Annotated in this window: 21 protein-coding genes and 1 tRNA gene; 14 read left to right on the forward strand and 8 right to left on the reverse strand. The window is 56.9% G+C overall.

What is annotated here, in order from left to right; all coding sequences use genetic code 11:
- The first annotated feature begins 392 nt into the window (after positions 1 to 392).
- The 7 genes from bioD to HPC62_RS10710 all read left to right on the forward strand — a co-directional run bounded on the left by bioD (position 393) and on the right by HPC62_RS10710 (position 6,926).
- Positions 393 to 1,079 (forward strand): dethiobiotin synthase, encoded by a 687-nt coding sequence (gene bioD / locus HPC62_RS10680; protein ID WP_172355511.1) that lies wholly within the window; start codon positions 393 to 395, stop codon positions 1,077 to 1,079.
- A gap of 84 nt (positions 1,080 to 1,163) precedes the next feature.
- The gene (locus HPC62_RS10685) at positions 1,164 to 2,468 is read left to right on the forward strand and encodes a glutamate-5-semialdehyde dehydrogenase (RefSeq protein WP_172355513.1); all 1,305 of its coding nucleotides are present in this window, start codon (positions 1,164 to 1,166) and stop codon (positions 2,466 to 2,468) included.
- A 37-nt stretch (positions 2,469 to 2,505) separates the two neighbouring features.
- Positions 2,506 to 2,826, forward strand: coding sequence for an MGMT family protein (locus HPC62_RS10690; protein WP_172355515.1), 321 nt, complete (start codon positions 2,506 to 2,508; stop codon positions 2,824 to 2,826).
- A gap of 156 nt (positions 2,827 to 2,982) precedes the next feature.
- A complete protein-coding gene (locus HPC62_RS10695) occupies positions 2,983 to 4,296 on the forward strand; it encodes a branched-chain amino acid ABC transporter permease (protein WP_172355517.1) in 1,314 nt (437 codons plus the stop codon).
- Positions 4,297 to 4,476: 180 nt separating this feature from the next.
- The gene (locus tag HPC62_RS10700; protein ID WP_172355519.1) at positions 4,477 to 5,232 is read left to right on the forward strand and encodes an ABC transporter ATP-binding protein; all 756 of its coding nucleotides are present in this window, start codon (positions 4,477 to 4,479) and stop codon (positions 5,230 to 5,232) included.
- Positions 5,233 to 5,621: 389 nt separating this feature from the next.
- A complete protein-coding gene (locus tag HPC62_RS10705) occupies positions 5,622 to 5,993 on the forward strand; it encodes a (2Fe-2S) ferredoxin domain-containing protein (protein ID WP_172355521.1) in 372 nt (123 codons plus the stop codon).
- A 132-nt stretch (positions 5,994 to 6,125) separates the two neighbouring features.
- Positions 6,126 to 6,926 carry an E3 ubiquitin ligase family protein gene (locus HPC62_RS10710; RefSeq protein WP_172355523.1) on the forward strand — a complete coding sequence of 267 codons (801 nt, stop codon included), beginning with the start codon at positions 6,126 to 6,128 and terminating at the stop codon, positions 6,924 to 6,926.
- Positions 6,927 to 6,967: 41 nt separating this feature from the next.
- Here the strand turns inward: HPC62_RS10710 and HPC62_RS10715 are convergent, their stop codons facing one another.
- Positions 6,968 to 7,867: a pentapeptide repeat-containing protein gene (locus HPC62_RS10715; protein ID WP_172355525.1), complete on the reverse strand. Its 900-nt coding sequence runs from the start codon at positions 7,865 to 7,867 to the stop codon at positions 6,968 to 6,970.
- A 921-nt stretch (positions 7,868 to 8,788) separates the two neighbouring features.
- On the opposite strand from HPC62_RS10715, the gene HPC62_RS10720 reads away from it, so the two are divergent.
- Entirely contained in the window at positions 8,789 to 9,325 is a 537-nt protein-coding gene (locus tag HPC62_RS10720) for a P-loop NTPase family protein (RefSeq protein ID WP_172355527.1), read from the forward strand.
- A gap of 148 nt (positions 9,326 to 9,473) precedes the next feature.
- Here the strand turns inward: HPC62_RS10720 and ppc are convergent, their stop codons facing one another.
- Positions 9,474 to 12,578: a phosphoenolpyruvate carboxylase gene (gene ppc / locus HPC62_RS10725; RefSeq protein ID WP_172355529.1), complete on the reverse strand. Its 3,105-nt coding sequence runs from the start codon at positions 12,576 to 12,578 to the stop codon at positions 9,474 to 9,476.
- 241 nt (positions 12,579 to 12,819) lie between these two features.
- Here ppc and HPC62_RS10730 point away from each other — a divergent pair, with 241 nt between their 5' ends.
- Positions 12,820 to 14,064, forward strand: coding sequence for a recombinase family protein (locus HPC62_RS10730; RefSeq protein WP_225910629.1), 1,245 nt, complete (start codon positions 12,820 to 12,822; stop codon positions 14,062 to 14,064).
- Here HPC62_RS10730 and HPC62_RS10735 read toward each other — a convergent pair.
- Together HPC62_RS10735 and trpS are read right to left on the reverse strand one after the other, a co-directional pair.
- Complete coding sequence (locus tag HPC62_RS10735) at positions 14,054 to 15,001, reverse strand: methylenetetrahydrofolate reductase (protein WP_172355533.1); 948 nt, start codon at positions 14,999 to 15,001, stop codon at positions 14,054 to 14,056. The two genes, HPC62_RS10730 and HPC62_RS10735, sit on opposite strands and share 11 nt — an antisense overlap.
- Positions 15,002 to 15,123: 122 nt before the next feature.
- A complete protein-coding gene (gene trpS, locus HPC62_RS10740) occupies positions 15,124 to 16,134 on the reverse strand; it encodes a tryptophan--tRNA ligase (protein WP_172355535.1) in 1,011 nt (336 codons plus the stop codon).
- A gap of 229 nt (positions 16,135 to 16,363) precedes the next feature.
- On the opposite strand from trpS, the gene HPC62_RS10745 reads away from it, so the two are divergent.
- Both HPC62_RS10745 and msrB read left to right on the forward strand, forming a co-directional pair.
- On the forward strand, positions 16,364 to 16,666 hold the full coding sequence (locus HPC62_RS10745; RefSeq protein WP_172355537.1) for a hypothetical protein: 303 nt from the start codon (positions 16,364 to 16,366) through the stop codon (positions 16,664 to 16,666).
- A 331-nt stretch (positions 16,667 to 16,997) separates the two neighbouring features.
- Positions 16,998 to 17,495: a peptide-methionine (R)-S-oxide reductase MsrB gene (msrB, locus tag HPC62_RS10750; protein WP_172355539.1), complete on the forward strand. Its 498-nt coding sequence runs from the start codon at positions 16,998 to 17,000 to the stop codon at positions 17,493 to 17,495.
- A gap of 95 nt (positions 17,496 to 17,590) precedes the next feature.
- Here the strand turns inward: msrB and HPC62_RS10755 are convergent, their stop codons facing one another.
- The 3 genes from HPC62_RS10755 to HPC62_RS10765 form a co-directional block, all read right to left on the reverse strand.
- The gene (locus HPC62_RS10755; RefSeq protein WP_172355541.1) at positions 17,591 to 19,054 is read right to left on the reverse strand and encodes a sensor histidine kinase; all 1,464 of its coding nucleotides are present in this window, start codon (positions 19,052 to 19,054) and stop codon (positions 17,591 to 17,593) included.
- Positions 19,055 to 19,108: 54 nt separating this feature from the next.
- Positions 19,109 to 19,870: a response regulator transcription factor gene (locus tag HPC62_RS10760; RefSeq protein WP_205371394.1), complete on the reverse strand. Its 762-nt coding sequence runs from the start codon at positions 19,868 to 19,870 to the stop codon at positions 19,109 to 19,111.
- A 160-nt stretch (positions 19,871 to 20,030) separates the two neighbouring features.
- Positions 20,031 to 20,360: a hypothetical protein gene (locus tag HPC62_RS10765; protein ID WP_172355545.1), complete on the reverse strand. Its 330-nt coding sequence runs from the start codon at positions 20,358 to 20,360 to the stop codon at positions 20,031 to 20,033.
- A 207-nt stretch (positions 20,361 to 20,567) separates the two neighbouring features.
- Between HPC62_RS10765 and aat the strand changes: the two genes are divergently transcribed.
- Positions 20,568 to 21,155, forward strand: coding sequence for a leucyl/phenylalanyl-tRNA--protein transferase (gene aat, locus HPC62_RS10770; RefSeq protein ID WP_172355547.1), 588 nt, complete (start codon positions 20,568 to 20,570; stop codon positions 21,153 to 21,155).
- Positions 21,156 to 21,330: 175 nt separating this feature from the next.
- Here aat and HPC62_RS10775 read toward each other — a convergent pair.
- Positions 21,331 to 21,402: transfer RNA gene (locus tag HPC62_RS10775), tRNA-Thr, on the reverse strand.
- 404 nt (positions 21,403 to 21,806) lie between these two features.
- Here HPC62_RS10775 and HPC62_RS10780 point away from each other — a divergent pair.
- Together HPC62_RS10780 and HPC62_RS10785 are read left to right on the forward strand one after the other, a co-directional pair.
- Positions 21,807 to 23,138, forward strand: a complete 1,332-nt coding sequence (locus HPC62_RS10780) for a YcbK family protein (RefSeq protein ID WP_225906638.1) — start codon at positions 21,807 to 21,809, stop codon at positions 23,136 to 23,138.
- Between the two features lie 185 nt (positions 23,139 to 23,323).
- Positions 23,324 to 24,382, forward strand: coding sequence for a M4 family metallopeptidase (locus HPC62_RS10785; protein WP_172355549.1), 1,059 nt, complete (start codon positions 23,324 to 23,326; stop codon positions 24,380 to 24,382).
- The last annotated feature ends 12 nt before the right edge of the window (positions 24,383 to 24,394 follow it).

A 24,394-nucleotide genomic window follows, 5' to 3' on the forward strand; every position in this document is an offset into this window, starting at 1 on the left:
GTCGGGCATCGCGTCGCCAATCTGGGAACCGCCCGAAGCGCCCAAAGTGCCGCCATTGCAGACAAAACCTCCAAAACCTCCAAAACCTCCAGAAGGCGCTTAACCCATGCAGGTAGAAGCCTATAGCCTACGCAGGTATGGGCATCCTCAACACTGGTTCTAGAGACAGCTTGACCGCTGCGATATAATGTAGGTTTTCGCTGGGAAAGGTTCTGTCCCAGTTTTTTATCCAGCAGGACTTACACACTCGCGATAAGTTTTCTGGGCTTTGGACGATTTCTCGCGGGCACAGCTTATGATAAATCGTCCAACTGCGTAAGTCCTATCCAGTTTGCTAGCTTGAGTTAGCAACTGGAACGTGTCTTTTTGGAAATGGTCACTAGGAGTTGGTTTTGAGCGCGCTTTTGATTGCAGCGACGGATTCAGATACGGGAAAAACGGTGCTGATTTCGGCACTGGCGGCCTACTGGCAAGCTCACAGCGGCGGGCGATCGCTCGGCATTATGAAACCTGTGCAGTCTGGCAAGGGCGATCGCGAACTCTATCAGCGCCTCTTCCCACTCAACCAGTCCATTAGCGAGATCAACCCCATCCACTTTGACTCGCCCCTAGCGCCGCCCATCGCTGCCGAAAAAGAAGGCCGCAACATCAACCTAGACAGCGCGTGGCACACCTTTGAAACTCTTTCTAAACAAAAAGACTGGGTGCTGGTCGAGGCGCTGGGCAGCCTCGGTTCGCCCGTCACCCACGAAACCACCGTTGCCGACCTCGCTTGGGACTGGCGCATTCCCACCGTCCTGGTGGTTCCGGTGAAGCTGGGGGCAATTGGGCAAGCGGTCGCCAATGTCGCCCTCGCCCGCCAGGCCCGCGTCCATGTCAAGGGCATTGTGCTAAACTGCATCGCGCCCTGCACCCAGCAGGAGATTGACGACTGGGCCCCTGCCGACCTGATCCAGTCCCTCACCCAGGTTCCCATCCTCGGCCTGATTCCCCACCTGCCCGACCCCACCGACCTCGGCCGCCTCACCCAAGTCGCCTCTGACCTAGCGCTGGAGCGGCTGATGCCAATAAAAGGCTAGTAGGTAACAAGTAGGTAATAAGGTAGGTAATAGCGCAGGCAAGCCTCCCAAAATCCAAAATCCAAACTCCAACCCTCCACTCCCATGCTCACCTCCACTCCCGACCTCAAAACCCTGGCCCAGCAGACCCGTTCGGCGGCACGGCGGCTAGCAGCGCTGTCGGGCGAGGCGCGAAATCAGGCAGTTGGGGCGATCGCCCTTGCCCTAGAAGCCGCCGCCCCAGAAATTCTGGCGGCCAACGCGGCGGACTGCGCGGCGGCGCTAGAGGAAGGACTGGCAAAACCGCTTTACGGGCGGCTCAAGCTGGATGAAACCAAGCTGCGTGGCGTGATTGCCGGAGTGCGCGATGTGGCACGGCTGGCCGACCCGGTGGGTCAGGTGCAGCTTCATCGAGAACTAGACACCGGGCTGGTGCTAAAGCGGATCACCTGTCCGCTGGGCGTGCTGGGCGTGATTTTCGAGTCGCGGCCCGACGCGCTGGTGCAAATTGCGTCGCTGGCCATCAAGTCGGGGAACGGAGTCATCCTCAAGGGCGGGCGGGAAGCGGTGCGCTCCTGCGAGGCGCTGACGAAGGCGATTCACCAGGGGCTGAGTTCGGTAGACCTGGACCCAGCGGTGGTGCGCCTGCTGACGACGCGGGAGGAAACGGTGGCACTGCTGGGGTTGGATCAAGAGGTGGATTTGATCATTCCACGGGGTTCCAACGCCTTTGTGCGGTTTGTGCAGGAGAACACTCGGATTCCGGTGCTGGGCCATGCCGACGGCATCTGCCACCTATACGTCGATCGGGCGGCCGACGTGGCCCAGGCGGTGGCGATCGCCCTTGATGCCAAAACCAACTATCCCTCCGCCTGCAATGCCATTGAGACGCTGCTGGTGCATGAGGCGATTGCGCCAAAGTTTCTCCCTGCAATGGTTCCGGTCTTCCAGTCCGCAGGCGTAGAACTGCGCGGCGACGACCGGACACAAGCCCTAGTCGGCGCTGCCATCGAGCCTGCCACGGAAGCAGACTGGGCAACGGAATACGGCGATCTGGTTCTGGCGATTCGCGTGGTGGATTCGCTAGAAGCGGCGATCGCCCACATCAACACCTACGGCTCCCGGCACACCGAGGCGATCGCCACACAAGATGACGCAGCCGCCGCCACGTTTATCTCTCAAGTAGACGCAGCGGGCGTGTTTCACAACTGCTCCACCCGCTTTGCCGACGGCTTCCGTTACGGCTTTGGTGCAGAAGTCGGCATCAGCACCCAGAAAATGCCGCCCCGCGGCCCCGTGGGGCTAGAAGGTCTGGTGACCTATAAGTACCAGTTGCTGGGCAATGGGCATATCGTCAACACCTACAGCGGCGAACACGCCCGCCCCTTCACCCACCGCGACCTCGCCTGAGCCGCCATCCTCACTTCTGCGCTCACCCCGGAAACTGATGAACACCTACCAGGTGATCTACGACATCGTGCGGCAGATTCCTTACGGGCAAGTCGCCACCTATGGGCAAATCGCTGACCTGGCGCAACTCTACGGCAAGGCGCGGCTGGTGGGCTATGCGCTCTATCGGGTTGATATGCAAAATTCCGACATTCCCTGGCACCGCGTCATCAATGCCAAAGGCGAAGTATCGGAATCCCCCCTGCGCTACGGCACAGACTATTTGCAGCGATCGCTCCTAGAAGCCGAGGGCATCGAGTTTAGCCCAGAAGGAAAGGTGGATTTGCGGAAATATTTGTGGCGGCCGGGGGGAGAGTGACGGAAGGAAGAAGGAAGAACGAAAAGGGAAGAAGGAAGAAGGAAGAACGGAAAGGGAAAAACGTTTCATTTTTCGCTCTTCGTTTTTCGTTTTTTCCATCTCTCCCTCCTCTTCCCCGACCTGCTATTCTTCAAGAAAGCTAATTCCCGACTGCTCATGGAAGGGTTTGTTGTCTCTCTGGTCATCTTTGCGGCAATTTTTGCCATTTTTGCTCTGGGGTTGAATCTTCAATGGGGGTTCACGGGGCTAATTAACTTTGGGCAGGTCGCGTTTATGACCATTGGAGCCTACGCGACGGTGCTGCTCAGCTTGCGGGGGGTGCCGCTGTGGTTGGGGGCGCTGATCGGCGCAGGGCTGGCAGCGCTGTTGGGGCTGGGCATTGGTTTGGCGACGCTGCGCCTGCGGGAAGATTATCTGGCAATTGTTACCATTGGCGTGGCCGAGATGGTGCGCCTGATTGCCGAAAACGAGGCCTGGCTGACACGCGGTACGTTTGGACTCCAAAGCTTTCCGCTGCCGCTGGCGAATTGGAACCCCAACTGGCTGGGGCGATCGCTCATGGTGGCAATGCTAACGGCGATCGCCGGGTTGGCCTACTGGCGGTTCTGGCGCTGGCTGCGGCAAACCGTGAAGTCTATTCCTCCGGCGCATCTGACCAACGGCGTGGCCCTGTCGCTAGGCTACCTGCTGTCTCTGACGCTGCTGGTGATTGGGCTGGGCTACGCCTCCAGCACGCTCAAGCAACTAGGCACGGTTCCCTACTGGCTGCTGGGGGTGCTGCTGCTGGGGGCAATGGTGGCACTGGTGTGGTTTTATGTGTGGCTGGGAGCGTTGGCCAAGACCAGAATTCCTGCCTGGTCTAACAGCTTGGGAACGGTGGCGGCGTTGGTCTGCGCGGCGCTGGGCCTCTGGGTCTATGGCTACTCGGCCTCGGCGCTATATCACTACGACCGCAATCCCAGCAAGGCAGGGCTGATGCTGATCTCGGTGGTGCTGCTGGCGGTGATTTTTTGGGCATTAGAACGACTCGTGCGATCGCCCTGGGGTCGCGTCCTCAAAGCCATCCGAGAAGACGAAGCCGTCGCCCGCGCTCTGGGCAAAAACGTCTTTGCCTACAAGCTGCAATCCCTGGCGATCGGCGGCTTCTTGGCCGGCATTGCGGGGTCCCTCTACGCCTGGCAGCTCACCACGGTCTATCCCGATAACTTCCAGCCCCTCGTCACCTTCAACGCCTGGACGATCGTTGTCCTCGGCGGCGCAGGCAACAATGTAGGCACGATTTTGGGAGCCGCCATCTTCTGGGGCTACCAGACCGTCACCCGCTTCTTTTTGCGCGATGTAATTCCCCTCGACGATGCCCGCCTTGGCGCATTCCGCATCATGCTCATCGGTCTGCTGCTGATGGTTCTGATGGTGTGGCGACCGCAGGGCATTTTGGGCAACAAAGATGAGCTAACCCTTGGGAAGTAGGGAGGAAAGAGAGAAAAACGAAGAACGAAAAACGAAGAACGAAGAACGAAGAACGAAGAATGAAGAACGAAGAATGAAGAATGAAGAATGAAGAATGAAGAACGAAGAACGGAACCTCTTCCCTCTTCGTTCTTCTCTCTTCTCTCTTTCCCCCTATTCCTCCAACATCCCACCCCCCTCATGGCTCTCCTGACGGCAACCCAACTTACCAAAACCTTCGGCGGCATCCGGGCGGTGGATGCGGCCTCGATCGAAGTGCCAGAGGGCAGCATCACCGGGCTGATTGGGCCGAACGGGGCGGGCAAGACGACGCTGTTTAACCTGCTGTCGATGTTTTTGCGTCCAGACAGCGGCGAAGTGCAGTTTGCTGAGGAGCCGATTCACGAGCTACAGCCGCATCAGGTGGCGCAGCGGGGGCTGGTGCGGACGTTTCAGGTGGCGCGGGTGTTGTCGCGGCTGTCGGTGCTGGAAAACATGCTGCTGGCGGCCCAAGAGCAGACGGGCGAAAAGTTTTGGAATGTGTGGTGGCGATCGCCCCGCATTGCCCAGGAAGAAGAAGCACAGCGCGAGTATGCCTGGAACATCCTGGAATCCATCGGTCTGGCGCACAAAGCCCATGACTACGCGGGTTCTCTATCGGGCGGACAGCGCAAGCTGCTGGAGTTGGGGCGGGCGCTGATGGTCAAGCCCCGGCTGATTTTGCTGGATGAACCCGCCGCAGGCGTAAATCCGACGCTGATCAACCAGATTTGTGAACATATCCAAGCGTGGAACCGTCAGGGCATCACCTTCTTGGTGATTGAACACAATATGGACGTGGTGATGTCACTGTGCGATCGCGTCTGGGTGATGGCAGAAGGACGCAACCTGGCATCGGGCACCCCCGAAGAAGTGCAGAACAATCCGCTGGTGCTAGAAGCCTACTTGGGTCAATAGCCCACGATTGCAAATGTCTCTAATGTCTTTCACGTCTGGGCACCTCGATTAATTGCCTTATTGAGAATTTTAGGAGCCTGAAAATCTCGTTTTCTCGTAGCCATTCTCAAGAGAATCTGAATTTTTCGAGGTGCCCGTCTATTACCAATCTATTACCAATAGGGCTTACGCAGTTGGACGATTTCTCGTGGGCTGCGCCCGCGAGAAATCGTCCAGAATGCGGAGAACTTATCGCAAGTGCGTAAGTTCTGGCCGATCTTGCCAACAGCAATTGGCATGGGCACAGGAATTAGCATGGGCAAAGGTTCTTGGCAGGTGGCAACTCCGCAAATTAATGAATAAGCTGTGAGTAGAAATCTCTACGCATCGCGGCACCGATGGCGGAACCCATGTTTGAGACTCCTCAGCCAACCTCGCAACCTGAATCCCCCCAAGCTGAATTACCCGGCAAACAAGCGACTCCGCTAAAGCGACGCTGCGTTTCGGTCTGTCAATATCGCTCCTGCGAACGGAGCGGGTCGGCGGCGGTGCTGGCGGCGTTTCGAGAGGCGAATCTGCCGGGGGTGCTGATCAGCGCTAGCGACTGTATGGGGCAGTGTGCCTCTGGGCCAACGGTGCGCGTTACGCCAGACAACGTGTGGTATTGCCGGGTAAAGCCGGAAGATGTAGGGGCGATCGCCACTCAGCATCTCCAGCACGACGAACCCGTAGAGCGGCTGCTGCATCCCCGGTTTCACCCCCGGTTTGATTTTGCAGATTAGGTTGCGAGTTTTATCCTGTAGCGGCATCGAATTTGAGAGGAAGTGTATAGATGTCTGGAGTTGACGAGACTCTGACCAGGGTTCCGGGCATCCTAAACGCATCCCCTTAAACGCTAGGTCTGGAGTCGAGCTATGGTGCTGCTAACGGTCGGCGCAATTTTGCTGATTGCGGGAGTCGTGCTGATTTTTGTCAAACGCCACCACAGCGGCCGGGCCTTTTGCCTCAAGGTGTCGCGGCCGGCAACGGTGGCCGAACTGGAGAAAATGTCAGCAGAGATTGCCCAGGAAATTGGCGGCGGCAACTGGCGCGAGTATGTGCGGCTGTCGGGCATCGTGCAGTGCGATCGCCCTCTCACCTCCCAACTGGCGCAGCAGCCCTGTGTTCACTACCACATGACCGTACGGCGCGAGTATGAGGAAACCGTGGTTCGCCGCGACAAGGACGGCAACGAAGAGCGCAGCACCGAACGCGGCTCGGAAACCGTCGCCAGCCACGAGCAATCGACACCCTTCATGCTGAAAGATGACACCGGGGCGATCGCCGTTGACCCCAACCAGGCCGAGTTTGAGACGGTAACCGTGCTGGATGAATTTCGGCCTGAATCGCCCGGCAACTTTATTTCCTTTGGCGGCTTTTCGCGGGCGCTCAGTCCGCCAGGAGGCAACCGCCGCACGCTGGGCTATCGCTACCAGGAAGTGATTGTACCCGTGGAACGGCGAGTGACGGTGGTGGCGACGGTGAGCGATGCGGGCAATGGCTTGACCTTGCAGCGCCCGACCGAATCGGGGAAACAGTTCATCATCTCGCTCCGCAATGCCGAAGAACTGACGAAATCGGCCGAGCGCAACGCCAAAGCCAGCGACCTTGCGATGAAGTATTGTTTGGTGGGTGGGGCTGTGCTGGCGATCGCCGGACTGGTCACGGGCTTTTAGGTCGATTTGCGATTTTGGAATGCCCGCCGAGCGTCCGCTGCTCACAGATTTCTGGCAAACGGCATCAGGTCTTCGGTTGTTTCCAGATTAGCCGTCACTTCCAACTCCTCACCGGGCTGCGTCGGCGAGTAGCTTTCCAGGGCAATCGTGCCGTTCAGCATTGCGCCATCGAGCTGGGCCGCCGTCAGGTTCACCTGATCGAGCGTAACGTGCCACAGCTCCGCCTCTCGCAGGTCTGCCCAGATGAGCCTCGCCCGTTGCAGATTGCTGTCCTGCAAATAAGCATGGCGAAGGTTTGCCCCGCTCAAGTTGGCATCGTGCAGCACGGCCCGGCTCAGGTCGGCTCCCATCAAGCTGGCGTTTTCCAGGTTTGCCCCTTGCAGTTGGGTTCCCTTTAGGTCGGTCAGCGCCAGGTTTGCGTCTCGCAGGTCGGCCTCGCTGAGGTCGGCCCCACTGAGGTCGGCTCCGCGCAGGTCGGCCCCCTGAAGCTTGGCTCGACGCAGGGTTGCCTGGGTCAGATCTGCCCCTTGCAAATCCGCATGTTCTAATACGGCTCCCGTCAGCTTGGTGCAATGCAGGTTTGCCAGCCCCAGCGCTGCCCGGACAAGCACACAGCGGATCAGGCTGGCTTCTTGCAAATTGGCATCTTGCAGATTGGCTCCGGTGAGGTTGGTCTGGTACAGGTCGGCGCGATAAAGATTGGCGCTTTCCAGAATCGCATTGCTGAAATCGGCCTGGCTCAGGTTGGCAAAGCTGAGGTTGGTCTGGCGGAGTTCGGCTCGCTGCAACAGGCAGCCCCGCAGCAGCACCCGGCTCAGGTCAAGCTCTGGCAACCGCGCATCAGACAAGTCCAGCCGCCCCGCTTCAGGATGGGTCAAACACCATTGGTTCCAAATGCTGACACCTGTTTTCAGCAGCGCCAGCAGGTCAAAATCTGCCATGAGGAGAACGAGAGGGGGCAGGGGGTAAAGGATTTGGGCAGGGATTACGAGGTTTAGTTAAAAGCCGTTCTTCTCACAAGCGTGTGACGGAAGGCTTGTCCTAACCATTTCTGTAGCCCCAGGTGTTGGCCCCTTTCACTGCCGTACAGAACTTTTCTGGCGTTTGCAGCCCTGACCCGGATGAAACCGGGCGATCGCCCCTGATTGCTCAAGCAGGCTGCCCAAAAACAGGGTGCCCAAAAAACAGGCTGCCCAAAAAGCAGATTACCCAAAAACAGCGGTGTCTGGCAATTTTGACGCTATGCTTCGGCGATCGCCACTTGGTTTTGCCCGGCCTGCTTAGCCGTATAGAGGGCCCGATTGGCGGCATCTAGCAAGGTTTGGGGATGTGTGTCCAATTAGCCAAGCAGGTATCGCCAAAGTTGGGCGTGACGTATGAGCTAATGGACGATTCAGAGCTCGCTGGTGATCCTGGGCAGCGAAGAAATTATCTGGCAGGGGCGATCGCTCAAAAACCTACAGCGCCTAATGCCGACCATGCAAGTGGAGTAGGCTTAGGTAGGATTAGGAGATAACGCTTGACGCGATCGCAGATGTAGTGTTTTATAGAGGCAAAGTGCAGTCGATCACGCTACATTTTGTTTTGTGAACCTTTGTGCCAACTGCTTAATAAAGCTCGTTCGGGTGCATCTTGTCGGCAAATTGCGTTAATACTAGCGTATTGGTCTGCGGGCGTATCTGTTTTTGGCAGTTTTTTTGCAGCGCCAGGTAGCGTTACGTAGCGCTATATAACGTCCTTAGTTAATGCCTTATTGGGCGATCGCCCAACTGAAGCGCTCCTGAAACGCTCCTGAAACGCTGGCATAAACACGCTGCGATCGCCCGTTTTGCGCCCCCATTTCCCCCTATTGGTCAGTGTTCATGGTTTCTCAAGTTGAGACCTCGGTTTCAGATTTCACCCGCCCCCTCTCTCATACGGTGGAAGGATTGGTGCAGGTGTTTACCTGCCCCCACCGCAGCTTTTTTACCAGCGTGATGGCGCAGGCGCTCCGCATTGCGGGGCAGGGAACGCCTGTGCTAGTGGTGCAGTTTCTCAAAGGCGGCATTGGGCAGGGTCAGGCACACCCAGTGCGACTGGGGCAGCACCTCGACTGGCTACGCTGCGACCTGCCCCGCTGCATCGATACGCCCCAACTTGAGGATGGCGAAGCGGAGGCATTGCAGGAATTGTGGCAGCATACCCAGGACGTGGTGCGGTCGGGTCAGTATGCGCTGGTGGTGCTGGATGAACTCAGTCTGGCGATTAAGTTTGGGCTGATTCCAGAATCTGAGGTGCTAGAACTTTTGAAAAACCGACCCCGCCAGGTCGATTTAATCCTGACGGGGCCAGAGATGCCTGAGTCAATTCTAGATCGGGCGGATCAGATTACAGAACTGCGCCGCAGCCATCGGCCGTAGCAATCGCCATTAAACCTCTTGCGTGAATCGTTGGGCGGCAGCGCGGCCTAGCAATTCACGCTCTCAGCAGTCTCGCCCTAATGTGCCTTTATGTGCAGTGTCTCGTGTACGTCGCGCACGAGACGTTACATCGAGACATTACATTTCTTCAGCCTGTGTTTCGCATTCCGGCGGCGATGCCGTTGATGGTGAGCAGTGCGCCGCGCAGCAGTTCGCCTCGGCTATAGCGCGAACGGATTACGCCGGAGGCGGCGCTGGTCTTGTGTTGGCGCAAGCGCTTCAGCAGGGAGACTTGCAGGAAGCCGAGGGGAACGATTGTGCTGTTGCGGAGTTGCACCGAGCGCTGAAGGTCGGGGTCGCCATCGAGCAGGCGCTCATGGCCGGCGATCGCCAGCACTAGTCGTTTTGTCAGGTGATACTCGTTGCGAATTTGCTCAAACAGCCGCTCGAAGCGCTCCCGGTCTTCGGGCTGCGACAACTGCTGGACGTAGTGACTGGCGATTTGCAAGTCCACCTTTGAAAGGGTCATTTCGCATTTGGAAATCACCATCTTAAAGAAGGGCCACTTGTAGTAGAAGTAGCGCAGCAGCTTCAGGTTTTCCTCTGGCTCCTCTTGCAAGAATTCGTTAATCGCCGTGCCCACACCATACCAGGAGGGCAGCAGGAAGCGTGTCTGCGTCCAGCTAAACACCCAGGGAATGGCCCGCAGGCTGCCCAGGTCTTTTTTGCCGCCGCGCCGAGCGGGACGGGAGCTAATTTGAAGCTGGCTGATTTCCTCAATCGGCGTGACCTGGTGGAAGAAATCGACAAAATCCGGCTGTTCGTAGATCAAGGAGCGGTAGTGAGAGCGCGATCGCGTCGCCAGTTCCTCCATAATTTCGTGCCACGGCTGGATATCGTCAAACCCATTTCGCAGCAGGCTCGCCTGCACCACCGCCGCCGTGATGGTTTCCAGGTTATACAGCGCCAGTTCCGGCAGGTTATATTTCGAGGCCAACACCTCGCCTTGTTCTGTAATTTTGATGCGGCCGTCGATGCTGCGACCCGGCTGAGCCAGAATCGCTTCATAGGCCGGCCCACCGCCGCGACCCACGGAACCGCCGCGCCCGTGGAAGATCCGGAGGGAGATGCCGTAGGTTTCGGCCATCGCCTGCAACGACTGTTGGGCCTTGTGGATTTCCCAATTGCTGCTGAGGAAGCCGGAATCTTTATTACTGTCGGAATAGCCCAGCATGATTTCCTGGAGCGAGGCCTGTTGCGGCAGCGTACTCCTGGAGCCTGCAATATCCACCTTTTGTCCCGTCTCTTCTTGCTGGCGCTCGGCATAGCCGCCCGACAGATACGCCCGATAGAGCGGCAACTCAAATAGCTCTCTCATGACCGACGGGGCGCGGAGCAGGTCTTCTACCGTTTCAAACAGCGGCACCACGTTGATTGCGCCGCTGCCCGTGGCGGGGTCGTAGATGCCTGCCTCCTTGGCCAGCAGCAGCACCTCTAGCAGGTCGCTGGCGTGGTGGCTCATGCTGATGACATAGGTCTGGCAAATGGCGGGGCCAAACTCCTGATGCAGCTTGCGAACCATGCGGAAGGTTTGGATGGTTTCGCAGGTTTTTTCGGAGAAAGGCAGTTCCGACGGGATTAGCGGGCGACGGGTTTTCAGCTCGGTGGCCAGCCAGTGCGATCGCTCTTCCTCCGTCATCTCGTGGTAAGACTTGGGCAGAATTTGCAGGTATTCCGCGATTTCGGCGATCGCATCCGAGTGGCGACTGCTTTCCTGGCGGATATCTAGGTGGGCCAGGTTAAAGCCGTAAATTTCCACCTGACAAATCAGATTCTCCAAATCTCGGCAGGTCAGGCCCGTTTCCTCCAGATTTCTGCGAATCAGTTGCAAATCTGCCAGAAACTCATCACCAGAGCGATAGAGCGTCGCCGGGTTATAGTCCGGAGACTCATCGTTGAAATAGTCGCCGTTGTAGAGCTTGCGGCTGCGCTCACAGGTATTTTCCAGCCGCTTCTGGATGTAGCTCAGCTTCAGGCGATAGGGTTCCTGTCGATAGCGGATGGCAAGCTGTTCGTAGACTTCGGGCATCTGCGCTTGGTCTTGCTCCAGCGACTCTAGCAGGTCGGGCAAGACATCGCTCCAGTGCAGCGACAGGCTCAGCAGGTTGATCAGGTGCTTCACCGACTGAATGTATTTTATCAGCACTAGGTTACGTTGATAGCAGGCGGTTTTCCAGGTGATTTCCGGGGTGACGGATGGGTTGCCATCCCGGTCAGACCCCACCCAAGAGCCAAACTTGCAGAAGTTATAGCGGGGCGGATGTAGTCCTGGGAAGGTCGCCTCTAATGCCGAACGGAAGCGGTAGTAGAGGTGGGGGATCGCGTCAAACAAGACTTCCTGGAAGTAGTGCAGCGCGTAGTCCACCTCATCCAGCACTGTCGGCTTGAACTGGTGCAGTTCGTCGGTGCGCCACCATAGGCGAATTTCTTCGGTCAGTTGTTCCCGCAGCGTTTCCGTTTCCCAGGATGAGGACAACCCCAGCATCCGCATACTGTCTTCGGCAGTGTCGAGCTGGCGCAGGATTTTGGCGATGCGGCGCTGCTTGTCGCGGATGGTGTGGCGGACGATTTCTGTCGGGTGGGCTGTGAAAACTAGGCGAATGTCGAGGTTGTCGATCAGATTTTGGATCTGGCGTGGCGGCACGTTGAGGTTGGCCAGCTTGGGAAATAGCCCCCGGAACGTACTCATTTCTCGGCGCAGGGCAGTTTCTTCTCGCAAGCTGCGCTCTAGCATGTCAGCACTGAGTCCGGCAGTTTGGGTCTCAGACTCGGACTGGCTTTCTTCGGAGGCAGTGGCGACATCATAGGAGGCGCGATATTGCTGCTGCTGTCCGCGCTGTTCGTAGTGCTGTTCGACAATGTTGATCAACTGGAAATAAAGCGCAAAGGCGCGAGCAGCCCGAATAGCATCGTTGAGATCCAGCTTTTCGATCACCCCCAGGGCGATCGCCTCTCCCTCTTCTGGCGCTTGCCCTTCTGGAGAGCAGACTAAGCGCAGTTGCTGCAACAGGTCAACCAACTGCTGGCCACACTCTTGCTGAAGCACCGACTCCCATAGTTCTTCAACCAGCTTCAGCCGATGGCGAAGAAACAGATCTGTAGTTGAAGTGGCTGAAAGGGGCTGGTCGTCTCGATCTTCTGTGGCAGTGCCGGTGCTAAAGGCATCATCCGACGAGTGGAGGATGGAACTCATGGCGTGTCCTGGCTGGATTATTCGATAATTTTAGGAGGTTTTTAATGGTGCTAGGAAAAACACCATGAAAATCATCGCTTATTCTTACGCTGATCCGAAGTTCGAGACTGTACCCAATGCATCACTTAAGGTTTCCTTTAATGATTCCGCTGGTGGTTCTGCATGGTGGGCGATCGCAGATCGAGTCTACCAGGATTACTCAGGATTGGATGCTGCGACGGATCATCCTGCCTCGAATCCTGTGATAAATTGCAGGGAAAACGGCATCACTCCCGGCGCTGCCCATCGACCGCAGTGGCAACAGCTTGTGCAGGATTGCCAGGAGAACCCGCCGGATGCAGTGCTGGTTCGTCAGCTATCGGATTTGGGCGAGTCGGTGGCGGAGGTGGGCGATCGCCTGGCCGAGCTAGAGGCGCTCCATATTCCGCTACGAATTGCAGGCGCTGATCCCCAGGCTCCTGCGCCCTCGCCTGCGGAACTGTTGCAGCAGTTTCAAACGCTCCAGTCTGCTCAGCATCGCCAGCGCATTCAGCAGGGCCACGCCCGCAACCGCATCCAGGCCCAGCCGCCGCCCGGCAAAGCGCCCTATGGCTATCGGCGGGGCAAGGATCGCTACGTGCTGGATCGGACGACGGCCCCAGTGGTCAAGGACTTCTTCGACCATTTTTTGCTTTATGGTTCGCTGCGCGGCAGCATCCGCTATTTGCAGCAGAAATACAACAAGAAAATTTCTAGCTCCACGGGCAAGCGCTGGCTCACCAGTCCGGTCTATCGCGGCGATCTGGAATATCACACAGGCGAGGTCGTGCCCGATACGCATCCGGCGATTTTGCCCAAGGCTGAGGCGGCCCAGGTGGATCGCATTTTGCGGCGAAATCGCAAGCTGCCGCCCCGGGCCGCCAGTGCCCCGCGATCGCTCTCTGGGCTGGTCACCTGCGGCGAGTGCCAGTCGGCTTTGCGCGTGTGCAGTGTGACGCGCCCCCGCCAGTCCCAGCGCTATCTCTACCTGCGCCCTGCGGCCTGTCCCCGTGCGAAAAAATGTGGGGCGATCGCCTACGAGTCCGTGCTGCAAGCCACCTTCCAGCGCATTTGCACCGACCTGCCGCGCCTAGTTTCGGGCACGCCCCTGCCCGATGTAGAACAGATGCAGCGGGCGATCGCCGCTCAAATCCACACGCGCCAAACCTGGCTGGGTCAACTGCCCGATCTGGTGCAGCAGGGCATTCTGGATCAGCAAACCGCCGACCTCCGCGCTTATACGCTGCGAACCGAAATTGCCCGCCTGCAAACCCAAATCGACCAATTGCCTCCAGCAAACCTAAGGGCGATCGCCCAGGTCATCTCGCTACCTCAGTTCTGGCTTGACCTGTCGGAGTCTGAGCGCCGCGCCTATTTCCGCGAATTTCTGCGGCAAATCGTGCTGGAGCGCGAGGGAGAAGCGTGGCAGGTAAGGCTGGTATTTTTGCTAGAGCGGCCTAACGTTTGACCGCTGATACTTTTCCCAACCCCGCCCGTGCCAAAATCTCTGGGATCAGGTCTTCCCGCTTCACCGCCATCATGTGAACGCCCTGGCAGAGTTGCCGCGCCATCTGCACCTGCTCAGCGGCGATCGCCACGCCTTCTTCTAGCGGATGGGCCGCTGTTTCTAGGCGATCGATGATGTGTTGGGGAATCTGGGCACCAGGCACATTCTTATTAATAAACTGCGCATTTTTGGCAGACTTCAGCAAAAAAATGCCCGCCAGAATCGGCCGATTGCAGCCCGCCGCAACCTGGTGCATGAACTTGTCCAGACGGTCAAAATCGGTAATCAACTGACTCTGGAAAAACTGCGCCCCCGCCTCAACCTTCCGCTCAAATCGGCGCTGGAGTCCTGACCAGCTTGGACACTGCGGATCGACCGCTGCCCCGGCAAAAAAGCTGGTCGCCCCATCCGTCAGCGGCTTCTCGTTAATATCCAGCCCCGCATTGAGGTTGCCGATCAATCGCAGCAGCCGCACCGATTCCAGATCAAATACAGGCTTGGCATCGGGATGATCGCCCGCCTTGATCGGGTCACCCGTCAGCGCCAGCACATTGCGAATGCCCAGCGCCTGCGCCCCCATCAGGTCTGCCTGTAGCCCAATTCGATTGCGATCGCGGCAGGCTACCTGATAAATCGGCTCGATACCCTCCCGCAGCAGCAGCGCCGCTGACACCAGCGACGACATCCGCAGCACCGCCCGACTGCCGTCGGTAATGTTTACCCCATGCACCCAGTCCTTCAGCAAATGCGCCATTTGCAGCATATGCGTCGGGTCGCAGCCCTTCGGCGGCATCACCTCAGCAGTGATCAAAAATTCGCCAGACCGGGCAGCCGCTTGCAGACGGGTTGAAGGAGCCAGAGATCGGGGTTCAGCAGGCAGGGATGAAGAGGTAACCATAATCAGCGGATTCTAACAATTTGAGGCATCGAGATTTCAGGGGCAATATAACTAAGGATGATCAAGATTCATAGTCCGACCCCTGTTCGCGCAAGCATTGCGGAGCAATCTCCCTGACCTCTTCAAACGGGCAAAGCGTATCCCAGCGCCTTTTTCACTTTGGTTAGCGTGATATTGGCGATCGCCTCTGCCCTTTCTTTGCCCTCACGCAAGACCTGCTGCAAATAGCCCGGTTCGCCCATAATCTCGTGATAGCGATCCTGAATCGGCTTCAGTGCAGTAATCATCGTCTCCGTCAGCAGCGGTTTGAACTGCCCCCAGCCCATCTCGGCACATTCCTTCGCCACTTCGTCCTTCGTCTGACCCGACAGGATCATGTAAAGCGTCAGCAGGTTAGTGCATTCCGGGCGTTCAGGATTGTCAAACTCCAGTCCGCGAATCGGATCAGTTTTGCAGCGCTTGATCTTGCGCTGAATCTCTTCGGGCGAATCCAGCAGGTTGATTCGGCTTAACTCTGACGGGTCAGATTTTGACATCTTCTTCGTACCGTCGGTCAGGCTCATTACCCGTGCGCCCTCAGCACGAATCATCGGCGTAGGCAGCTTCAGGATCGGCGCATCCTCGCGACCAAACTGGTAGTTGAGTCGGGCGGCAATGTCGCGGGTGAGTTCTAGATGCTGCTTCTGGTCTTCGCCGACGGGTACTTTGTCAGGTTCGTAGAGCAAGATGTCTGCCGCTTGCAGCACGGGATAGCTGAGCAGGCCTGCGCCGACGTTTTCGCCCTGTTTCACGGCCTTTTCCTTGAACTGGATCATGTCTTCCAGCCAGTTCAGCGGCGTAATGCACATCAACAGCCAGGCCAACTCTGCGTGGGCGGGCACATGAGACTGCACAAAGATGGTGGCGTGTTCCAGGCTAATGCCGCTGGCAAGGTAAGAGGCGGCGACTTTGTAGGTGCTTTCGGCCAGTCGTGTGGGATCGTGGGGCACAGTAATGGCGTGCAAATCCGCCATAAATAGATAGCTGTCGTAGTCTTCCTGAATCTCGACCCAGTTGCGAATGGCACCGAGGTAGTTGCCCAAGTGCAACTCACCTGTTGGCTGAATGCCAGAGAGAACGCGCTGCTTGCCCATGAAACTGTTTGCTGATGAAAGTATCTTGACAGTGAGGACGGCGGAAGCCTAAGAAATCGTTATACCCGCGTGTTTTCAACCATAACCCAAATAGCGTTTTGGGATGTAGCTGTCGTGCGGATGGGCAAACCTAGAAGTCTACGGGTTGCGAATCCCGATTGCCCACCCCCATAATGAAGTAAATGTTACGAAATTGTAAAACTTGTAAGCAATAATTCACAGCGCCCCCATGACTTATGCTTCTTCCGACTCGATGACGCAAGCCCTAGCGGAATGCATCGCCCTGCTGCAAGATCTACAAACTCATGCAGCGGCCAATGATGCGTTTGATCAACTGAAAGCCCAAATTGCCGAGTCGAATCCGGCAATGGCTAATCTGCTGGAAATGTTGTGGCGAGAGGCAGTGGCAGGGCGGCGCTCGGCCGCGTTTTGGCAGCAGATTTGCGACGTGGAGCGCGACCTGACCGAAAACCTGTCGGCAAACCACTTCCAGCTTCAGCAAAACTATCTGCGCCTGATGCAAGAGCAATAGCCTGGGGCGCTCGAATGAGATTAGGACTTACGCAGTTGGACGATTTCTCGCGGGCTGCACCCACCAGAAATCATCCAAAACCCAGAAAACCTATCGCGAGTGCGTAAGTCCTGGAGATCTGGAACTTGATCTGCGATTTGAGAAGATCCTCAGCAGCTTTTCAGGCACTTCTCAGAGGCTGTTCAAGGTGCGTTCAGGCGATCGCCCCATCATAGTTCTCATAAGTTCTTGGGCCCTCTACCCGTCGATTTTATGAACCGGCGGGAGAGGGTTTACCAGAGCGCTTTTGGGTAAACCCTGACAACCACGACCGAATAGCGATAAAGCAGCGATGAAGAAGCGATACTTTTTAGGCATCAGTACGGCAGTGTTGGGGGTGGCGTGGCTTTCTCGCTATTTGCCCGGACAGCAAGGGGCAAGCGAGGCGATCGCCAGCACAACGTTCGAGATCACCAAAACAGAGGCAGAATGGCGAGCCATTCTGACACCGGAACAGTTTCGCGTGCTGCGGCAGCACGGCACCGAGTATCCCGGCAGCAGCCCCCTAGACAAGGAATATGGCAACGGCACCTATGTTTGCGCAGCCTGCGGCCTGCCGCTGTTTAGCTCCGAAACGAAGTACGACAGTGGCACAGGCTGGCCCAGCTTCTCTGCACCCATTCAAGGGGCGATCGGCGCAAGCATCGACAATTCTTTTCTGATGACTCGTACAGAGGTTCACTGTCGCCGCTGTGGGGGTCACCTTGGGCATGTGTTTGACGATGGCCCCGCGCCCACGGGTCTTCGCTATTGCATGAATGGCGTTGCGCTGAGGTTTGTTCCAGCTTAGTGGAATCAGGGTGGCTTAAAGCTCAGTGGCTTAAAGCTCAGTGGCTTGCCAGCGTGATCCCAGCACTGCTCTATTCTGCTCTATTCCAATCTGCTCTATTCCAATAGATTTGCAGAACCCACATCAGCCCTTGGCTCTTCATAGAGCTTGATTTCCAGCCCGTCCGGTGGCTGTTTGTGAGGCTCCGGCTCTAGCCCGTTTTGCGGTAGCCAAATCCGCAGCCACGCGCCGCCTGTTTCTGGATGGTTGCTGGCCAACACTATGCCTTGATGGGCTTCCACAATTTGCCGAACGATTGCCAGACCCAGACCGCTGCTGGTGCGGTGGTATGGCTCGGCTGCACTCGAATGAGATGAATTTGAATGAGATGAATTCGACGCTTCAGAACTGGCAGAGCAGTTGGGTGGCAAGCGCGATCGCGCTGGGTCGGCCCGATAGAACCGCTCAAACACATGGGGCAAGTCTTGCTCCGCAAATCCGGTTCCTGCGTCAAACACCTCCAGCCAAACGCCTGTTTCAGGGCTACTGTGGGTAGACTCTTCTGCAAGTCCTGTGCTGATTCGCACCGTGACCGTTTCCCAGGGCGGACTGTATTTAATGCTGTTATCTAGCAGGTTCATTAGCACGCGATAAATTCGGGCCTCATCGATCTGCACCGGCAAAGACTCTGGTCCCTGATAGCTCAACTGCACCTGCTTTTTGCGAGACAGCGGCTCCAGATTGAGCCAGGCTGCCTGCACCAGGTCGGGCAGATTGACCTGTCTCAGATGCAGGCATTGAGACGATTCGCGGTCAATCAGCGCCAAGTCTAGCAAGTCTTGCACCAGGTCACTGAGACGAATAGATTCCCCAATTAGCCGATTGACCCAGCCCCGCAGCGCTGGATCGAGCCGAGTTTGCAGCGTTTCGGCAATCAGTCGGATAGAGGTGAGGGGGGTTTTTAACTCGTGGGCTACGTCGGAAGCCCAGCGATCGAGTTTCTGCCTGAGCTGCACCGATTCTTGACGGCTTTCCAAAAACACGCCGACATGCTGCTTGGGCAGGGGAACCGCATAGCCCCGCAGCACGTAAGAGCGCTGGCGAGTTAGCTGCAACACGTCTGGGCTGACGGGGTAGAACACCCAGTCTTTCTGGCATAGCGTTTTGGAATTACGGGCTTGCTCCACGAGGTCGTCTAGCTCGTAGGAGCGCACCAGTTCCAGCAGCAGGCGGGGATTTTCGGGCTGGTTCGGCGGCGCGGGGGTAAGGTCTAAGAGCGATCGCGCTTCAGGGTTGCACCAGACCAGGCGGTTTTCGTCATCAAGATGCAGATAGCCAACGGGCGCAGCCTCCAAGATGGAGCGGTAGGTAGACACCTCCGCCGCCAACTGCTGCTGAATCCGCTGCTGGTGGGCCACCGTCAGGGCAAGCTGAGACGTAGCCGAAAAGGGAGAAGTTTCCACATCTGCGGCCCGCAGTTCCCGAAGCAGTCGGGTGAGGCGCTGGCGCTGGCGAATCTGCTGCCAGCACAATAGCCCCAAACCAATGAGCAGCCCCAGCAAGAAATCGAGAATACCCACCGCAGATCCTTTGAGAGTACCTCTGAAAGCCCCCAATCAGCCGCTCCAGGGCGCTTAGCCGAAGCGATAGCCAAACCCGCGCACCGTGTTCAAATATTCGGGGTGACTAGGGTCTAGCTCTAGCTTTTCGCGCAGCCAGCGAATGTGGACATCCACCGTCTTGCTGTCGCCCATGAAATCAGGCCCCCACACCTTTTCGATGAGCTGCTCTCGCGACCACACGCGCCGGGGATGGGTCATAAACAGTTCCAGGATGCGGAACTCTTTGGGCGAGAGGTTGATAGCTTCACCGCGCACCGTCACGCGACACTCTTGCGGAAACAGGGTAATATCCTGGAACCTCAGGTTGGCATCCCCGATCTGGGGTTGGGCCTGGCGATAGCGACGCAGCAGCGCTCGACAGCGGGCAATCAGTTCCCGCATTCCGAAGGGCTTGGTGAGATAGTCATCTGCGCCTACCTCTAGCCCAACCACGCGATCGGTTTCGCTACCTTTGGCGCTGAGGATGAGAATTGGTACGGTGCTGCCGTTGTGGCGGATCAGACGGCACAGATCCAATCCGTTCACGTAGGGCAACATTAAGTCCAGAATAATCAGGTCGATCTCAAACTCGGCGTAATCACCCTCGTCGGCGCGGGTCGTGATCTCCAGCGCGGCCCGCCCGTCCTCTGCCACGAGTACGTCGTAGCCTTCGTCGCTGAGGGCGAGCTTAATCGTTTCACGAATGAGTTCTTCGTCTTCCACCAGCAGCACGCGACCGAGCTTGACATCGGTCTGAAGCAGCTTGCTATCTGGCGCTGGGGTGTCCTGAATCATGGAGGCCATGAATTTTTTGCGGTGAATCTTCAGGCCAATCTTACCAAATTGGTCGAAACAGATTGAGGGCGCTCGCTCGCGCAATTTTAAGGAATCCTTAAAACTGGTCAGAAAGCCTGCATTAAGCCTGCATTGAGCCTGCGTCCGTCCTGCGCCCTACTCAACCGCCGCAGCAGCGATCAATCCCCAGACTGTCTAGCAGCAAATCGCTGACTGCATTGGCCACAGCAAACTCGCTAAAAAAACTGTGGGAAAAGTCAAACGCCTGCATTTCCGTCACCAAGGCAATTACCAGCGACCCCAAATCTGTTTCCCCTTCCATGCGATGTCGCACAAACACCTGCGCCGCCCGTCGGGCAATCTCTGCATTCACTGCTTCGGGGATAAACTCTTCGTCGAGCCAGCGGTGCAGCGCCGCCTGGAGCCATTCGCCCTCCTGCTGGGGATGGGTCGCCACGGGCAGGGTAATTGCTGGAATCGGTTCAGCCATAAGCAATTCTGAGGCAACTTCGAGTCTGAGGCAACTTTGAGACAAATTTTTGAGACGAATTTGAGACGAATTTGAGACGAATTTGAGACAAGCTTGAAATAACGTCGCGTTTGAAATTCGTGTTTGAGATTCGCGTTTGAAAGTCGCGTTTGCAACAACTTCGCGCCTGACTCAGCGATTTCGCAGTCTGTTCCGTAGGATGAGGGTATGACCTGGTATCAGTATGACATTGAGGCGATCGTCCAGCGCTATGCCCAGGGATATTTCTTGATGGCAGAAGACACAGGCGACTCGCTGGGTTGGTATTCCAGCCAGCAGCGGACGCTGATCCCGCTGGATGATCGGTTTCGGTATCCGCGATCGCTCCAGCGGGTGCTGAACCAAAACCGCTTTTCGGTGGCGATCGATCGTGCCTTTTCAGAGGTTGTGGACGGCTGCGCCGACCGCGACACCACCTGGATCTCCAGCGAACTGAAGGTGATTTATCAGGAACTCCATCGCGCGGGCTATGCCCACAGCTTTGAAACCTGGCAGGGCGATGAGTTGGCGGGCGGCATTTTGGGGATTATTGTCGGCGGTGCGTTTATTGGCGAGTCGATGTTTTATCGAATTCCCGACGGGTCGAAGGTAGCGATGGTGAAGCTGGTGGAGCGATTGCGCGATCGCCAGTTTGTCCTCTTCGACGCGCAAATGATGAACCCCCACCTGGCCCGCTTTGGAGCCTACATCGTCAGCAACCGCGAGTATCGCAAGCTGTTGCAGCGGGCCGCTGAGATCCGTCCCTCGCTGCTTTAGGGGACGAACGGCAGATAAACACAGCAGATAAACCCCGCCCATATCGAGAACTGGAGTTTTCTCTCTAGAACTGGTCTTGCCCTGTAGAACGGGTTTAGGCTTCCAGAAGCCGTCTTTTGGAACTTGGGGAAGTAGGCACCCTAGAGTTACTGAACCTTAATGGTTTCGGGATAAAAGCCGGTGATGAGATTTGAACTCACGGCCGCTCGATTACGAATCGAGTGCTCTACCACTGAGCTACACCGGCAAGGCTGCATCGAGCGCTGCAAAGTCAATTTTTACAGACAATCATGAATTATAGCAGCCCTGACTAATTTATGAAATGGGTTTCTGCGCCCAGAGTTGGGCTGCGCGGGTCTTCTACGCTTCCAAAAATCGATAGGACTTACGCAGTTGGACAATTTCTCGTGGGTGCAGCCCATGAGAAATTGTCCAAAACCCAAAGACCTTATCGCAAATGCGTAAGTCCTGATCGATTCAGACCAGTCTATCTGGGATTGCTCCGGGTTGCCCTGTAGTCATAGCCAGTTGCTATGAAACAGCGGGGCGATGCCCAAAGCTGCAAAAGCTACAAAAGCACCTATCATGAGTAGGTCTATTTTCAGCGCTTGCTTTGGAGCGCTTTGAGCGAACTAGATTTGGGTGTTGCCGATGGTACAACTGATTCTGCGTGTGAATACAGCAACCGTGTTTAAGCTGCGGCCCGAGCCGACTTCTCTGTTGCAGCCCAATGAAATGGTGGCGATCGCCTCTGGCAACACCTACCCGCTGCATTCCTACGCCTACGCCAATATCAATGGCTCCTTCAACGGACATATAAAGTTTGCATTGCAAAACCGAACCATCAACGGATTCAACACTTGGTTTGTGTCGAGTCTGGATGCTCAAGTCGAAGCCAACGGGGTGGTGGTCTACCCGCACGAAGATCAAGAGAGCATACCGATCCTCTGGATTAATCAAAATACGATCCTGAAGCGCCGCCCAGTCGATTCATCTGTGTTGTCCCCGTCAGAACGAGTCTCGATCCAGCGGGGTTGCATGATCAACCTGCATTCCTACGCCTTCGCCGACGCGCAGGGCGAATTTAACAACCATATTAAGTTTGCCATCCGCGATCGCATTGATTTTATCAACGGGCTAAGCACCTGGTTCGTGTTCAATCAGCACGCTTTCGTCACCTTTGATGGAGACGTGGTGTATCCCCCCGAAGACCCCAATGCGTTTATCTTGAGAATTACGCAAAACACGCTGTTCAAACGTCGCCCGGTGCAGTCGTCGCAGCTTGCGCCCAACGAACAGGCTCCTGCTGTTCCGGGGACGCTGCTGGTGATTGACAACTATGCCTTTGCCGATGCCCAAGGATCGTTCAACTCACACATCAAGTTTGCCCTCAAGTACGTCAAAGACAATATCTACGGGTTTAACACCTGGTATGTATTTGACCAACATGCGCGAGTCGAGCAGGCAGGCAGAGTCGTTTATCCCAGACCCCAACCGACTCCGCCGCCGCCCCCGCCGCCCCCGCCGCCACCCCCACCGCCCCCGCCACCCCAGTACACGGGTCGGCCGTTTCGCCTGCCGGGCTATTCCTCCACGTTTTATACCGACCAGCCGATTATTCCCAACGGCAACTTTACCTGGGGCGAGGCAACCAAGAACGCGACGCGCATTCCTGCCACCAAGGCGATCGCCGACAATATCCTGGCCCTGGCGCGGGAGCTGCAACGGGTGCGAAACCAGATTGGCCGCCCCTTCCAGGTCAATTCCTGGTATCGTCCGCCAGATGTCAACTCGGCAGTGGGCGGAGCAACCAACAGCCAGCACCTCTACGGCAAGGCGGTCGATGTGCAGGTGCAGGGCCTGAGCGGTCGCCAGGTGGCGAATGCAGTGATGCTGTCCTGGAATGGCGGCATTGGCATCTACAGCAACATGCCGAACGTGATCCACCTGGATATCGGGCCGAAGCGCACCTGGGGGTTTTAGGGACGCAGCCATCTCCCACCGAGGGCGAGCGTCCCGTCACACGATTGCTCAGGGCTGACGCAGGCGCGTCTCTAGTCCAAAAAGATAAGCTGTAGCAACCTAGACCCCCGTTTTGCTGTCGTTGCTTCAGCACTGTTTCAACGTCTCTCGTGTCAGTCCTGCTCATTTTTTAGGAGCGAGTCTTTATGCGTTACCTTTGTCGTCCAGGCTGTCGGTGTTCTTTTATTCCCCCGGTGATTGCAGAGCATCTTGCCCGCAAAGGGGTTGACGATGCCCGCGTCAGCTATCAGCAGAGCCGCAAGATGCGAGAAAAACGGAAAGCGACCGCCGCCGCTGTCAGCATGGCGACCTTTACCGGGGCGGCTCCTGTGGGCAAGAGCGATCGCCTCGTTTACGACTGCGAACAAACCTGGCAGCAGCGGCTCAAGCTGGTGCGCGGCGAGTCTGATCCAGAAACGGGCGATGCCGACGTGACGACTATTCACAACTACGCAGGTGTCGTCCGCGACTATTTCCAAACCGTCATGGGGCGCAACTCGATTGACAACCTGGGCATGGATTTGATCCTGAATGTCCACTTCGGCGTGCGCTATCTCAACGCCTTTTGGGACGGGGACGAAATGACCTTTGGCGATGGCGATGGCAAAATCTTCAACAGCTTCGCCAACTCTCTGGATGTGGTGGCCCACGAGCTAACCCACGGCGTAATTCAGTTCACCGCCAATCTGGAATACAAGGGGCAATCGGGGGCGCTAAACGAACACTTCGCTGATGTGTTTGGCACTGCCATTACGCAATATGCCGAAGGGCAAACCGCCAGCACCGCCGACTGGCTGATTGGCGATGAGATTATGGGGCCGACGCTGTATGGCGAGGCGCTGCGGTCGATGAAGGAGCCAGGAACAGCTTACGATAACGACCTGCTGGGCAAAGATCCACAGCCTGGGCACATGCGCGACTATTTCAGCGGCCCCGAAGATAACTTTGGTGTGCATATCAACAGCGGCATTCCCAACAAGGCGTTTTACCTGACCGCGATGGAAATTGGCACCGAGAATGCAGCCTACATTTGGTTTAGTGCGCTGCAAAAGCTTTGGCCCACGGCTCAGTTCGACGATGCAGTGGCAGTGATTGTGACGGCTGCCCGCGAATTGACTCGCGATGGCAAGGTTCCTTTGGGATCAACGCAGGTGGTGCGCTCGGCGTTTAAGGCAGTTGGGCTGCCAGTCGGAGCAGGTCTATAGAGGACGCGAGTG

Source organism: Thermoleptolyngbya sichuanensis A183, from assembly GCF_013177315.1.
In the GTDB taxonomy this organism is placed as follows: domain Bacteria; phylum Cyanobacteriota; class Cyanobacteriia; order Elainellales; family Elainellaceae; genus Thermoleptolyngbya; species Thermoleptolyngbya sichuanensis.

Coding starts and splice junctions, on each gene's coding strand:
- HPC62_RS10685 (WP_172355513.1), top strand. CDS start 1,164: ATGCTCACCTCCACTCCCGACCTCAAAACCCTGGCCCAGCAGACCCGT.
- HPC62_RS10690 (WP_172355515.1), top strand. CDS start 2,506: ATGAACACCTACCAGGTGATCTACGACATCGTGCGGCAGATTCCTTAC.
- HPC62_RS10695 (WP_172355517.1), top strand. CDS start 2,983: ATGGAAGGGTTTGTTGTCTCTCTGGTCATCTTTGCGGCAATTTTTGCC.
- HPC62_RS10700 (WP_172355519.1), top strand. CDS start 4,477: ATGGCTCTCCTGACGGCAACCCAACTTACCAAAACCTTCGGCGGCATC.
- HPC62_RS10705 (WP_172355521.1), top strand. CDS start 5,622: ATGTTTGAGACTCCTCAGCCAACCTCGCAACCTGAATCCCCCCAAGCT.
- HPC62_RS10710 (WP_172355523.1), top strand. CDS start 6,126: ATGGTGCTGCTAACGGTCGGCGCAATTTTGCTGATTGCGGGAGTCGTG.
- HPC62_RS10715 (WP_172355525.1), bottom strand. CDS start 7,867: ATGGCAGATTTTGACCTGCTGGCGCTGCTGAAAACAGGTGTCAGCATT.
- HPC62_RS10720 (WP_172355527.1), top strand. CDS start 8,789: ATGGTTTCTCAAGTTGAGACCTCGGTTTCAGATTTCACCCGCCCCCTC.
- ppc (WP_172355529.1), bottom strand. CDS start 12,578: ATGAGTTCCATCCTCCACTCGTCGGATGATGCCTTTAGCACCGGCACT.
- HPC62_RS10735 (WP_172355533.1), bottom strand. CDS start 15,001: ATGGTTACCTCTTCATCCCTGCCTGCTGAACCCCGATCTCTGGCTCCT.
- trpS (WP_172355535.1), bottom strand. CDS start 16,134: ATGGGCAAGCAGCGCGTTCTCTCTGGCATTCAGCCAACAGGTGAGTTG.
- HPC62_RS10745 (WP_172355537.1), top strand. CDS start 16,364: ATGACTTATGCTTCTTCCGACTCGATGACGCAAGCCCTAGCGGAATGC.
- msrB (WP_172355539.1), top strand. CDS start 16,998: ATGAAGAAGCGATACTTTTTAGGCATCAGTACGGCAGTGTTGGGGGTG.
- HPC62_RS10760 (WP_205371394.1), bottom strand. CDS start 19,870: ATGATTCAGGACACCCCAGCGCCAGATAGCAAGCTGCTTCAGACCGAT.
- HPC62_RS10765 (WP_172355545.1), bottom strand. CDS start 20,360: ATGGCTGAACCGATTCCAGCAATTACCCTGCCCGTGGCGACCCATCCC.
- aat (WP_172355547.1), top strand. CDS start 20,568: ATGACCTGGTATCAGTATGACATTGAGGCGATCGTCCAGCGCTATGCC.
- HPC62_RS10780 (WP_225906638.1), top strand. CDS start 21,807: ATGGTACAACTGATTCTGCGTGTGAATACAGCAACCGTGTTTAAGCTG.
- HPC62_RS10785 (WP_172355549.1), top strand. CDS start 23,324: ATGCGTTACCTTTGTCGTCCAGGCTGTCGGTGTTCTTTTATTCCCCCG.